Source organism: Pseudomonas sp. NPDC087690 (genome assembly GCF_044743175.1).
Lineage (GTDB): Bacteria > Pseudomonadota > Gammaproteobacteria > Pseudomonadales > Pseudomonadaceae > Aquipseudomonas.
Map to the genome: position 1 here is coordinate 40,699 of NZ_JBIUVX010000036.1, position 11,505 is coordinate 52,203.

The following is an 11,505-nucleotide window of genomic DNA, read 5'->3' on the forward strand; positions in this document are numbered from 1 at the left end:
CGTCGGGGCGGCGGGTCTTAATCGCTGACCGGTATGGTAAAGTGGCGCACTTTTTCGAGGGGACTGTCACTGTGTGGGAATTGGTCAAATCCGGCGGCTGGATGATGTTGCCGATCATTTTGAGTTCCATCGCGGCCATGGCGATTGTCGCCGAGCGTCTGTGGACCCTGCGCGCCAGTCGCGTCACCCCCGAGCATCTGCTGGGTCAGGTCTGGGTCTGGATCAAGGACAAGCAGCTCAATAAAGAAAAACTCAAGGAATTGCGCGCCAATTCGCCGCTGGGGGAAATCCTCGCCGCCGGTCTGGCGAATTCCAAGCATGGTCGCGAGATCATGAAAGAGTGCATTGAAGAGGCCGCCGCCCGGGTCATTCACGAACTCGAGCGCTACGTTAATGCGCTGGGCACCATCGCTGCGATGTCGCCGTTGCTCGGTCTGCTGGGTACGGTGCTGGGCATGATCGATATCTTCAGCGCATTCACTGGCTCAGGCATGACCACCAACGCTTCGGTATTGGCCGGTGGTATTTCCAAAGCGCTGATCACCACTGCAGCAGGCCTGATGGTCGGTATTCCGGCGGTGTTCTTCCACCGGTTCCTGCAACGCCGTATCGATGAACTGGTGGTGGGTATGGAACAGGAAGCGATCAAGCTGGTTGAAGTGGTGCAGGGCGACCGTGACGTCGATCTGGCCGAGGGCCGCGCGTGAAATTCCGTCGCAAGCCTCGGGAAACCATCGATATCAACCTCGCGTCGCTGATCGACGTGGTGTTCATTCTGCTGCTGTTTTTCGTCGTGACCACCACGTTTACCCGTGAAACCCAGTTGCGCGTCGATCTGCCGGAAGCGGTCAGCGGCTCGCCGGCCGAAGACCAGCAGCTCAAGCAACTGGATGTCGCCATCAGCGCCGAAGGCGTGTTTTCGGTGAACAACAAGATTTTGCCGAAAAACGATCTGGCGACGTTGATGGAAGCCATGCAGAAAGAATCCAACGGTGACACCAACATGCCGTTGTCGATCAGTGCCGACGGCAAGACTCAGCATCAATCAGTGATCACCGCCATGGACGCCGCCGGCAAGCTCGGTTTCAGCCATCTGCGCATGACCACGGTTGAGGCTGCGCCGAAATCCTGATGAGCCTGTCCGATCGTTTGCTCGCTGCGTGGTACCAGGGGCACCCGGCCCTGACGCTGCTGCGGCCGCTGGAAATGTTGTATCGCCGTGTGGTGGTGGGTAAACGCCAGCGCTTTCTCGACGGTGTAGGCGAGATCTACCAGCCACCCGTGCCGTTGATTGTGGTAGGTAACATCACCGTTGGCGGCACCGGCAAGACACCGATGATTCTCTGGCTGATCGAGCATTGCCGGCGCGGTGGTTTGCGCGTTGGCGTGGTCAGCCGTGGTTACGGCGCCAAGCCGCCGCAAATGCCGTGGCGCGTCGAGGCCGATCAAACTGCTGACGTCGCTGGCGACGAGCCATTGCTGATCGTCCAGCGCACCGGCGTGCCGCTGATGATCGACCCGGATCGCAGCGCTGCGGTCAAAGCCTTGCTCGCCAGTGAACCGCTGGATCTGATCCTCTCCGATGACGGCATGCAGCATTATCGTTTGGCGCGGGATCTGGAGCTGGTGCTGATCGATGCCGCCCGTGGTCTCGGCAATAAACGCTGCTTGCCGGCAGGCCCGCTGCGTGAACCGATCGAACGTCTGCGAAGCGTCGACGGCGTGCTGTTCAACGGCGCCACTGCAGATCGCGACGACGGATTTGCCTTCCATCTGCAGCCGACGGCGCTGGTCAACCTGCGCAGCGGCGAGCGCAAGCCGCTCGAACACTTTGCGCCCGGCCAGAGCGTGCACGCGGTCGCCGGGATCGGCAATCCGCAGCGTTTCTTCAATACCCTCGAAGCGCTAGACTGGCGAGCAGTCCCGCACGCGTTTGCCGATCACGCCGAATACAGCGTGCAGGCCTTGAATTTCACACCGTCATTGCCGTTGGTGATGACCGAAAAGGACGCGGTGAAGTGCCGTGCCTTCGCTGCTGCCGACTGGTGGTATCTGGCGGTCGATGCCGTGCCGTCGCCGGCCTTCGTGGCCTGGTTCGACACACAGCTGATGCGCCTGTTACCCGATCGGCTTTTGCCTTAATTCTTTTATCCAGGGAAAGTTCATGGACACCAAATTGCTCGACATCCTCGCGTGCCCGATCTGCAAAGGCCCGCTCAAGCTCAGTGCCGACAAGACCGAGCTGATCAGCAAGGGCGCCGGCCTGGCTTACCCGATCCGCGACGGCATCCCGGTGATGCTCGAAAGCGAAGCCCGCACCCTGACCACCGACGAGCGTCTGGATAAATGACCACCGCCTTCACCGTTGTCATCCCGTCGCGTTATGCCTCGACCCGCCTGCCGGGCAAGCCGCTGCTGGACATCGCCGGCAAGCCGATGATCCAGCACGTCTGGGAACAGGCGAGCAAAAGCAGCGCGACCCGAGTGGTCGTTGCCACTGACGATGCGCGCATCGTCGAGGCCTGCAAAGGCTTTGGCGCCGAAGTGGTGCTGACCCGTGAAGATCACAATTCCGGCACTGATCGTCTGGCCGAAGTCGCAGCGAAACTGGGCCTTGAGCCCGACGCGATCGTGGTCAACGTGCAGGGCGACGAGCCGCTGATTCCGCCAAGCGTGATCGATCAGGTCGCTGCCAACCTCGCTGCCCATACCGAAGCGCGCATGGCCACGCTGGCCGAGCCGATCGAGGACGTCGACACCCTGTTCAATCCGAACGTGGTCAAGGTCGTCAGTGACGTCAACGGTCTGGCGCTGACCTTCAGCCGCGCGACGTTGCCATGGGCGCGCGATGCGTTCGCCAAGAGCCGCGAGCAATTGCCGGAAGGCGTGCCGTACCGCCGCCACATCGGCATCTACGCCTATCGTGCCGGTTTCCTCCAGGATTTCGTGAGCTGGGGCCCGTGCTGGCTGGAAAACACTGAATCCCTCGAGCAATTGCGTGCCCTGTGGCACGGCGTGCGGATTCACGTCGCCGACGCGCTGATTGCGCCGCCAACCGGCGTCGACACCGTTGAAGACCTCGAGCGCGTTCGTCGCCTGCTGGGGGCCTGATGCGCGTTCTGTTTGTGTGCCTGGGCAACATTTGCCGTTCGCCCACGGCCGAGGGTGTGTTGCGCTATAAATTGCGTGAAGCCGGGCTGGCGGATCAGGTCGAAGTGGCCTCCGCCGGCACCGGTGACTGGCACGTCGGCAACCCGCCGGACAAACGCAGCCAGGCCGCCGCGAAAGTGCGCGGTTATGACCTGTCGATGCAACGCGCGCGGCAGGTCAGCCGTGCTGATTTCGCCAGTTACGACCTGATTCTGGCCATGGACAACAGCAACCTGCGCAACCTCAAAGCCCTGCAACCGTCCACCGGCAAAGCCGAGCTGGATCTGTTCCTGCGCCGCTATGCCGGGTTGGTCGATGAAGTGCCGGACCCGTATTACGACGGCGATCAGGGTTTCGAGCAGGTGCTGGATCTGATTGAAGCGGCGTGTGACCAATTGTTGATCGAAGTGAAGGGCCGGTTATGAGTTTGCAGGTGCAACCGCAGGTTTCCCTGAAACCGTTCAACAGTTTCGGCGTCGATGTCCGCGCGCAACTGTTCGCCGAAGCTCACAGCGATGCCGATGTCCGTGAAGCGCTGGCGTATGCCACCGCGCACGGCGTGCCATTGCTGGTGATCGGCGGTGGCAGCAACTTGCTGCTGACGGCGGATATCCCGGCGCTGGTGCTGCGCATGGTGACACGCGGGATCCGCGTGATCAGCGATGACGGCAGCCGTGTGGTGATCGAAGCTGAAGCCGGCGAACCTTGGCATCCGTTTGTTCAGCACACGCTGGCGCTGGGTTTTTCCGGCCTGGAAAACCTCAGCCTGATCCCGGGCACCGTCGGTGCTGCGCCGATGCAGAACATTGGCGCTTACGGCGTCGAGATCAAGGATGTGTTTGCCGGGCTCACGGCGCTGGATCGTCAGACTGGCGAGCTACGTGATTTCACCCTGGAGGAATGCAACTTCGCCTACCGCGACAGCCTGTTCAAACAGCAACCGGGGCGTTGGCTGATTCTGCGGGTGCGCTTCACGCTCAATCGCGTCGCGCATCTGCATCTGGAATATGGCCCGGTGCGTCAGCGCCTGAGCGAGCAGGGCATCGAGCAACCGACGCCGTCTGACGTCAGCCGCGCCATCTGCAGCATCCGCAGTGAAAAACTGCCGGATCCGGCGGTGCTCGGCAATGCCGGCAGTTTCTTCAAGAATCCGCTGGTGTCGGCGGCCACTGTCGCGCAGATCAAAGCGCAGCACCCGGATGTGGTGGCTTACGCACAACCGGACGGGCAGATGAAGCTTGCGGCGGGTTGGCTGATCGAGCGCGCTGGCTGGAAGGGTTTCCGCGAAGCCGATGCTGGCGTGCATAAATTGCAGGCGCTGGTGCTGGTCAACTACGGCACGGCGACCGGTCTGCAATTGTTCGATCTGGCGCAACGCATTCAGAAAGACATTGCAGAACGTTTCAATGTCGAACTGGAAATGGAGCCCAACCGGTATTGAGGCTACGCTTTCCAGACGCCATCCAAAGCCCTGCATTGATGAAAAAGTGCAGGGCTTTTTTGTTAACGCTGGGTTAACTTAGCGAGCTAACGATAACCGTCATTTGCTCCACCAAAGGCCCGGTGCAGACGTTCGCGTCGGCACAAGAGAGCCTGATTAGCCTGAGTCGATCTGCGTGAACCACCGCCGATTAAACGGCGGCAGATTGCTCGACCCCATAACCATCATAAATATGCGGGCGTGCCCATGATTACCCTGAAACTCAACGGTCAAGACCATCCCCTCGATGTCACGGAAGACATGCCGCTGCTCTGGGCTATCCGCGACGTTGCCGGTTACAACGGCACCAAATTCGGCTGCGGCATGGGCCTGTGTGGCGCGTGTACCATCCACATTGACGGTTTGCCGGCGCGCAGTTGCATCACCCCGATCGGCTCGGTGATCGGCCAGAACGTCACCACCATCGACAACCTGCATGCCGACCCGGTCGGGCAGATCGTCCAGCAAGCCTGGCTCGACACAGCCGTCGCGCAGTGCGGTTTCTGTCAGGGCGGGCAGATCATGTCGGCCACCGCGTTGCTCAAGACCCATCCGAACCCAAGCGACGAGCAGATCGAAGAAGCGATGGTCGGCAACATTTGCCGCTGCGGCACCTACAACCGGATCAAAACCGCTATCCGTCAGGCGTCCACGCATTTGAAGGAGGCAAAAGCATGAGCCGTCTGCCGAATGATTTCGCCCTGAGCAATCTCAGCCGCCGGGGTTTTCTCAAAGGCGTCGGCGCCACCGGTGCGCTGGTGCTGGCGGCGAGTTGGGGCTGGCAGGATGCGTTGGCCGACGAGAAGGAAAAGAAGTTCGGCGCCGACGGCATGCCCAACGGCTGGATCGATGATCCGAAAGTCTATGTCAGCATTGCCGCTGACGGCACGGTGACGGTGGTGTGCAACCGCTCGGAGATGGGCCAGGGCGTACGCACCAGTCTGACCATGGTCGTTGCCGATGAACTGGACGCCGATTGGGCGCACGTCAAAGTGCAGCAGGCGCCGGGCGATGAAGTACGTTTCGGCAATCAGGACACCGACGGTTCGCGCAGCATGCGCCACTGGTATGAGCCGATGCGTCGTTGCGGCGCTGCGGCCCGTACAATGCTCGAGCAAGCGGCGGCTGCGCAGTGGAAAGTACCGGTCGGCGAATGTCATGCGCAGTTGCATAAAGTCATCCATAAACCGTCCGGTCGTGAACTGGGTTATGGCGAACTGGCCGCTGCCGCCAGTGCATTGGCGGTGCCCGCGCGTGACAGTCTGCGCCTCAAGCAGCCATCGGAATTCCGCTACATCGGCAAGGAAGGCACCAAAGCCATCGATGGCGACGACATCGTCAACGGTCGTGCGGTGTACGGCGCCGACGTGCATTTTGACGGCATGCTGTACGCGACCATCGCGCGCCCGGCAGTCTACGGCGGCAAGGTCAAATCGCTGGATGACAGCGCCGCGCTGAAAGTCCCCGGCGTGCTCAAAGTGATTCAGATTGAAGGTCGCCCAATGCCTTCGGAATTTCAGCCGTTGGGCGGCGTGGCCGTCGTGGCCAGCAATACCTGGGCCGCGATCAAGGGCCGCGAAGCGTTGAAAATCGAGTGGGACGACGGCCCGAACGCCAGTTACGACTCGATTGCCTATCGCAAGGAGCTGGAAGCCGCCGCGCTGAAACCCGGCAAAGTGGTGCGCAACACTGGCGATATCGACAAGGCGTTGAGTGGCGCGGCCAGCACCCTTGAAGCGTCTTACTATCTGCCGCATCTGGCGCAGGCGCCGATGGAACCGATGGTCGCCATCGCCCGTTACAAGGACGGGGTTTGCGAGGCGTGGGCGCCGAGTCAGGCGCCGCAAGTCACCCGTGAGCGCGTTGCCGAGCGTCTTGGGCTGCCGTTCGACAATGTCACCTTCAACGTCACCTTGCTTGGCGGTGGTTTCGGTCGCAAGTCGAAACCGGACTTTGTCGTTGAAGCAGCGATTCTCGCCAAAGAGTTTCCCGGCAAAGCCGTGCGCGTGCAGTGGACCCGTGAAGATGACATCCACAACTCGTATTTCCATACCGTGTCCGCCGAATACCTCAAGGCCGGCGTCGGCAAGGACGGCATGCCGTCCGGCTGGTTGCATCGCACCGTCGCGCCGAGCATCACCGCGCTGTTCGCGCCGGGCATGAACCATGAAGCAGCTTTCGAGCTGGGCATGGGTTTTACCAACATGGCTTACGCGATTCCCAATGTGCGCCTGGAAAACCCCGAAGCGACTGTGCATACGCGGGTCGGCTGGTATCGCTCGGTGTCGAACATCCCTCATGGTTTCGCCATCCAGAGTTTTGTCGATGAACTGGCGCACAAGGCCGGCGAGGATCCGCTCAAGTACCAGATCAAGCTGCTCGGCCCTGATCGGCAGATTGACCCGCGCACGCTGAGCGAGGAGTGGAACTACGGCGAATCTCCCGAGCGTTATCCGATCGATACCGGACGCATGCGCACCGTGCTGGAAACGGCTGCGAAGGCTGCCGGTTGGGGACGCAAACTGCCCAAGGGCCGTGGTCTGGGCCTCGCTGTGCATTACAGCTTCGTCACCTACGTGGCGGCGGTGATTGAAGTCGAAGTCAAGGACGACGGTTCGTTGATCGTGCACAAGGCTGATATTGCCGTGGATTGCGGGCCGCAGATCAACCCTGAGCGCATTCGCTCGCAGTTCGAGGGCGCTTGTGTGATGGGCCTCGGTAATGCGGTACTGGGTGAAATCAGCTTCAAGGACGGCAAGGTCCAGCAGGACAACTTCCACATGTACGAAGTGGCGCGCATGTCGCTGGCACCGAAGGAAGTCGCGGTGCATCTGGTGACACCACAGGGCGACGTGCCGTTGGGCGGCGTCGGCGAGCCGGGCGTGCCGCCGATTGCGCCGGCGCTGTGTAACGCGATTTTCGCGGCCACCGGCCAGCGGATTCGCAATCTGCCGGTGCGCTATCAGTTGCAGGGCTGGCAGAAGGCAGGCGCCTGATGGACAGCGTCGATCTCAACGTCCTGCGCAGCGTCCTTGCATGGCGCCGCGCCGGACAGCGAGTGGTGCTGTTCAGCGTGGTGCAGACCTGGGGCACGGCGCCGCGTGCTCCCGGTGCCATGCTCGCCTTGCGTGAGGATGGCGTGGTGATCGGTTCGGTATCGGGCGGCTGCGTCGAGGATGACTTGATCGCCCGTCTGCACGATGGGCGGATCGCCACTGACGGGCCGCCGGTGCAATTGATCACTTACGGCGTTACCCGTGAAGAAGCGGCGCGTTTCGGTTTGCCTTGCGGCGGCACTTTACGGCTGACCGAGGAGCGGGTTGGCGATCCGGCATGGGTTGCCGAATTGCTCGCGCGTTGTGAAGCGCACGAGATCGTTGCCCGTGAGCTGAACATTGAAACCGGTGAAGTGCTGCTGTCGGCGGCGAGCAAGTCCGATTCGCTGGCCTTCGACGGCAAAACCCTGCGAGCCATCTACGGCCCGCGCTGGCGATTGTTGTTGATCGGCGCCGGACAGTTGTCGCGCTACGTCGCAGACATGGCGCGGCTGCTGGATTTCGAAGTGCTGATCTGCGATCCGCGCACCGAATTCGTCTACGGCTGGGAAGAGCATCACGGCCGTTTCGTCCCGGGCATGCCGGACGACGCAGTGTTGAGTATCCAGACCGACGAACGCACAGCGATTGTCGCGCTGACTCACGATCCACGTCTGGATGACATGGCACTGCTGACGGCGCTCGATTCGCCTGCCTTTTATGTTGGCGCGCTCGGTTCGCGGGTCAACAGTCAGAAGCGTCGCGAGAATCTGGCTCAGCTAGGCTTGTCGGTACAGGCGATTGATCGCTTGCACGGGCCGATCGGTTTGCACATCGGCAGTCATTCGCCGGCGGAAATCGCCTTGTCGTTGTTGGCGGAGATCGTCGCGATCAAGAACGGTGTCGAGTTGAAGCAGAAAAAAACACTGGAGGACGCATGAGTCGATCCATTGCAGTGATTGTGCTGGCGGCGGGCGAGGGCAGCCGCTTTCGCCAGATGGCGGGTGCGGACAAGGACAAGTTGCTCGCCGATTGCGCTGGGCTGGATGGCGCGGTGCGTTCGGTGATCGAGCAGGTATTGGTGAATTTGCCTTCGAGTCTTGATAAGCGCGTGTTGGTCACGACCGAAGCACGGCCGCAGGCAATGCGCATGGCGCAGGCGTATGGCTGCGATATTGTTTCGATTGAATCGACCGGGATGGGCGACAGCATTGCCGCCGGCGTTGCGGCTTGCCCAGATGCCGATGGCTGGTTGATTGTGCTGGGGGATATGCCGTTTATCTTGCCGTCGAGTATCGAGCGGGTGGTCGAGGCGATTGCTGATGATGCGGTGAGCGTGCCGGTGCAGGCTGGCGAGTTTGGTCATCCGGTGGGGTTTGGGCGTTCGTTTGGCGCGGGGTTGCAGGCGTTGAGCGGTGATCGTGGTGCTCGGCCTTTGTTCAAGCAGGGCAGGGTGGTGGAGATTGCCGTCGATGATCCAGGAGTGCTGTGGGATATCGATGTGCCGGAATCTCTGGTATTTCCTCAACCCTGACCCATGCATAGATCCCCTGTTGGAGTGAGCCTGCTCGCGATAGCGGTGGTTCAGATAAATGTGTGTCAACTGACACACCGCTATCGCGAGCAGGCTCACTCCTACAGGGGATAGCGCTAAGGCCTAAATTGCAGGCATAAAAAAAGCCCCGCCTGAATAATCAGGCGGGGCTTTTTAACGGCTTCGGGAATTACACGAGTGGTTTAGGCTCGTGTTCTTTTTCCTCGGCCTCCTGGTGTTGCTCGACCGCGTCCTGAACGGAGCGTGGTGCTTCAGCGATCACCGCGTCAACCACAGCTTCTTCAGCGACCGGGGCAGGAGCTGCCTCGACCACTTCGGCGACCGGAGCAGCAGCGGCAGCCAGTTCGGCTTCCTTCTGCAGACGCTCTTCTTCACGCTTGCGACGACGCACTTCACGCGGATCGTTTGGCGCGCGGCCGCTAGGGGTCAGGGCGCTGACCGGAGCCGGTGCTTCAACCACTGGAGCTGGCGCTTCGGCAACGACAGGTGCTTCGACAACCGGCGCTGGTTCAGCAACGACCACTGGCTCGGCAACTTTGGTCTCTTCAACCACAGGAGCTTCAACCGCAGGCGCTTCAAACACAGGCTTTTCAACAGCCGGTGCTTCAACCACTGGCGCTGGTGTTTCAGCGACAGCCGGCTCGGCAACCCAGTTGAAAGCAGTCTGCTCTTCGCGAACTTCACGCACGGTTTCGGTTACGGTTTCAGCGACGGTTTCAATCACCGGCTCGGCAACCACAACTGGAGCTGGCTCTACCTGAGGCAGGGTTTCCTGAACCGGTGCCACTTCGACTTCCGGAGCAGCAACCACTTCGACTGGAGTCGTCGCTTCAACAACCGGCGCTTCTACTGCAGCAGTTTCCTGAACGGCCGCGGTGGCGCGTTCGGCTTGCTCGTGGGCTTGGGCTTCGGCCGGAGCGCTGATCACGGTGCTGGCAACGGCTGCGGTAACAGCGAGGCCGGCGGCCAGATCGGCAGTGCTAGGCTCTTCAGCGTTTTCGCCGGCTTCGGATTCCTCCGAACCTTCGATCACGTTGCCGTTGGCATCACGCTGACGCTCACGACGGTTGCTGCGACGACGCTGACCGCGCGAACGACGACGTGGGCGATCGCCTTCGGCGTTCTCCGAACCGTCTTCCGGCAGTTGCTCTTCGTTCACGTTCACTTCTTCTTCAGCGACGGCAGCAGCGGCCTGCTCGGCACGCGGTTGACGCTCTTCACGCGGCGGACGCGGTGCGCGCTCTTCGCGTGGCTGACGGGCCGGACGTTCTTCAGCGTTTACGGCTGCAGCGGCTGCAACTACTGGAGCGGCGTCCAGTGGCTCGCGCAGTTCACGCACACGCTCTTCACGCTCGCCGCGAGGCTTGCGATCTTCACGCGGCGCACGTGGTGCACGTTCTTCACGAGGGGCGCGTGGTGCGCGTTCTTCGCGGGCTGCTGGCGCTTCGGTACGAGCTTCGCGTGGCTCACGGGCTTCACGTGGTGCGCGCTCTTCGCGCGGCTCGCGTGGGGCACGTTCTTCACGAGGTGCACGTTCTTCGCGCGGCTTGCGCTCTTCATCGCGGCGACCGTTACGGTTGCGGCTCTGCTGACGACCGTTGCGACGCTCTTCGTTACGGGCCGGACGCTCGGTAGCCGGTTTTTCAACCACGGCCGGAGCAACTGGCTCTTCTTTGGTGGCGAACAGGCTGACCAGCGACTTCACCAGACCTTTGAACAGGCTTGGTTCTGGTGCGGCAACCGGAGCCGGTGCAGCGGCGACTGGTGCGGCGGCTTCGGTCGGAACCGGAGCATTGGCGCGAGCCGGTGCAGTCTTGACTGCGGCTTCCTGGCGAACCAGAGTGCGGGTCGCAGCGGCTGGCTGGACTTCTTCGACTTCGGCAGCGGCAGCAGCGATTTCGTAGCTGGACTGGTTGGTCGCGGCTTCCGGGCTGTCGTCACGCAGGCGCTGAACTTCGAAGTGCGGCGTTTCGAGGTGATCGTTCGGCAGAATGACGATGCGGGCACGGGTGCGCAGTTCGATCTTGGTGATCGAGTTGCGTTTTTCGTTGAGCAGGAACGCAGCGACCGGGATCGGCACTTGTGCGCGAACTTCGGCAGTGCGGTCTTTCAGGGCTTCTTCTTCGATCAGGCGCAGGATCGCCAGCGACAGCGATTCAACGTCACGGATGATGCCGGTGCCGTTGCAACGCGGGCAGACGATGCCGCTGCTTTCGCCCTGGGATGGACGCAGGCGCTGACGGGACATTTCAAGCAGGCCGAAGCGCGAGATGCGGACGATCTGC

Annotated in this window: 12 protein-coding genes; 11 read left to right on the top strand and 1 reads right to left on the bottom strand. The window is 61.6% G+C overall.

What is annotated here, in order from left to right:
• Positions 1-71: 71 nt before the first annotated feature.
• The 11 genes from ACIPIZ_RS23965 to ACIPIZ_RS24015 all read left to right on the top strand — a co-directional run bounded on the left by ACIPIZ_RS23965 (position 72) and on the right by ACIPIZ_RS24015 (position 9,199).
• Positions 72-707 (top strand): MotA/TolQ/ExbB proton channel family protein, encoded by a 636-nt coding sequence (locus tag ACIPIZ_RS23965; protein ID WP_007908216.1) that lies wholly within the window; start codon positions 72-74, stop codon positions 705-707.
• Positions 704-1,132, top strand: a complete 429-nt coding sequence (locus tag ACIPIZ_RS23970; RefSeq protein ID WP_105705320.1) for a biopolymer transporter ExbD — start codon at positions 704-706, stop codon at positions 1,130-1,132. The genes ACIPIZ_RS23965 and ACIPIZ_RS23970 overlap by 4 nt, the downstream gene beginning before the upstream one ends.
• Entirely contained in the window at positions 1,132-2,142 is a 1,011-nt protein-coding gene (gene lpxK, locus ACIPIZ_RS23975; protein ID WP_401167828.1) for a tetraacyldisaccharide 4'-kinase, read from the top strand. The genes ACIPIZ_RS23970 and lpxK overlap by 1 nt, the downstream gene beginning before the upstream one ends.
• Positions 2,143-2,164: 22 nt before the next feature.
• A complete protein-coding gene (locus ACIPIZ_RS23980) occupies positions 2,165-2,350 on the top strand; it encodes a Trm112 family protein (protein WP_003174668.1) in 186 nt (61 codons plus the stop codon).
• The gene (gene kdsB, locus ACIPIZ_RS23985; RefSeq protein WP_236430432.1) at positions 2,347-3,111 is read left to right on the top strand and encodes a 3-deoxy-manno-octulosonate cytidylyltransferase; all 765 of its coding nucleotides are present in this window, start codon (positions 2,347-2,349) and stop codon (positions 3,109-3,111) included. The genes ACIPIZ_RS23980 and kdsB overlap by 4 nt, the downstream gene beginning before the upstream one ends.
• A complete protein-coding gene (locus ACIPIZ_RS23990) occupies positions 3,111-3,575 on the top strand; it encodes a low molecular weight protein-tyrosine-phosphatase (protein WP_122661688.1) in 465 nt (154 codons plus the stop codon). The genes kdsB and ACIPIZ_RS23990 overlap by 1 nt, the downstream gene beginning before the upstream one ends.
• A complete protein-coding gene (gene murB, locus ACIPIZ_RS23995) occupies positions 3,572-4,591 on the top strand; it encodes a UDP-N-acetylmuramate dehydrogenase (RefSeq protein ID WP_401167832.1) in 1,020 nt (339 codons plus the stop codon). The genes ACIPIZ_RS23990 and murB overlap by 4 nt, the downstream gene beginning before the upstream one ends.
• A gap of 246 nt (positions 4,592-4,837) precedes the next feature.
• Entirely contained in the window at positions 4,838-5,308 is a 471-nt protein-coding gene (locus tag ACIPIZ_RS24000; protein ID WP_064391517.1) for a (2Fe-2S)-binding protein, read from the top strand.
• Positions 5,305-7,626, top strand: coding sequence for a xanthine dehydrogenase family protein molybdopterin-binding subunit (locus ACIPIZ_RS24005; RefSeq protein ID WP_122661686.1), 2,322 nt, complete (start codon positions 5,305-5,307; stop codon positions 7,624-7,626). Before ACIPIZ_RS24000 ends, ACIPIZ_RS24005 begins: the two co-directional genes overlap by 4 nt.
• On the top strand, positions 7,626-8,606 hold the full coding sequence (locus ACIPIZ_RS24010) for an XdhC family protein (RefSeq protein WP_122661685.1): 981 nt from the start codon (positions 7,626-7,628) through the stop codon (positions 8,604-8,606). Before ACIPIZ_RS24005 ends, ACIPIZ_RS24010 begins: the two co-directional genes overlap by 1 nt.
• Entirely contained in the window at positions 8,603-9,199 is a 597-nt protein-coding gene (locus ACIPIZ_RS24015; protein WP_401167836.1) for a nucleotidyltransferase family protein, read from the top strand. Before ACIPIZ_RS24010 ends, ACIPIZ_RS24015 begins: the two co-directional genes overlap by 4 nt.
• A gap of 190 nt (positions 9,200-9,389) precedes the next feature.
• Here ACIPIZ_RS24015 and ACIPIZ_RS24020 read toward each other — a convergent pair.
• Positions 9,390-11,505 (bottom strand): ribonuclease E (locus ACIPIZ_RS24020; protein ID WP_401167839.1); only part of this gene is annotated, 2,116 nt, incomplete at its 5' end.

Coding starts and splice junctions, on each gene's coding strand:
- lpxK (WP_401167828.1), top strand. CDS start 1,132: ATGAGCCTGTCCGATCGTTTGCTCGCTGCGTGGTACCAGGGGCACCCG.
- ACIPIZ_RS23980 (WP_003174668.1), top strand. CDS start 2,165: ATGGACACCAAATTGCTCGACATCCTCGCGTGCCCGATCTGCAAAGGC.
- kdsB (WP_236430432.1), top strand. CDS start 2,347: ATGACCACCGCCTTCACCGTTGTCATCCCGTCGCGTTATGCCTCGACC.
- ACIPIZ_RS23990 (WP_122661688.1), top strand. CDS start 3,111: ATGCGCGTTCTGTTTGTGTGCCTGGGCAACATTTGCCGTTCGCCCACG.
- murB (WP_401167832.1), top strand. CDS start 3,572: ATGAGTTTGCAGGTGCAACCGCAGGTTTCCCTGAAACCGTTCAACAGT.
- ACIPIZ_RS24000 (WP_064391517.1), top strand. CDS start 4,838: ATGATTACCCTGAAACTCAACGGTCAAGACCATCCCCTCGATGTCACG.
- ACIPIZ_RS24005 (WP_122661686.1), top strand. CDS start 5,305: ATGAGCCGTCTGCCGAATGATTTCGCCCTGAGCAATCTCAGCCGCCGG.
- ACIPIZ_RS24010 (WP_122661685.1), top strand. CDS start 7,626: ATGGACAGCGTCGATCTCAACGTCCTGCGCAGCGTCCTTGCATGGCGC.
- ACIPIZ_RS24015 (WP_401167836.1), top strand. CDS start 8,603: ATGAGTCGATCCATTGCAGTGATTGTGCTGGCGGCGGGCGAGGGCAGC.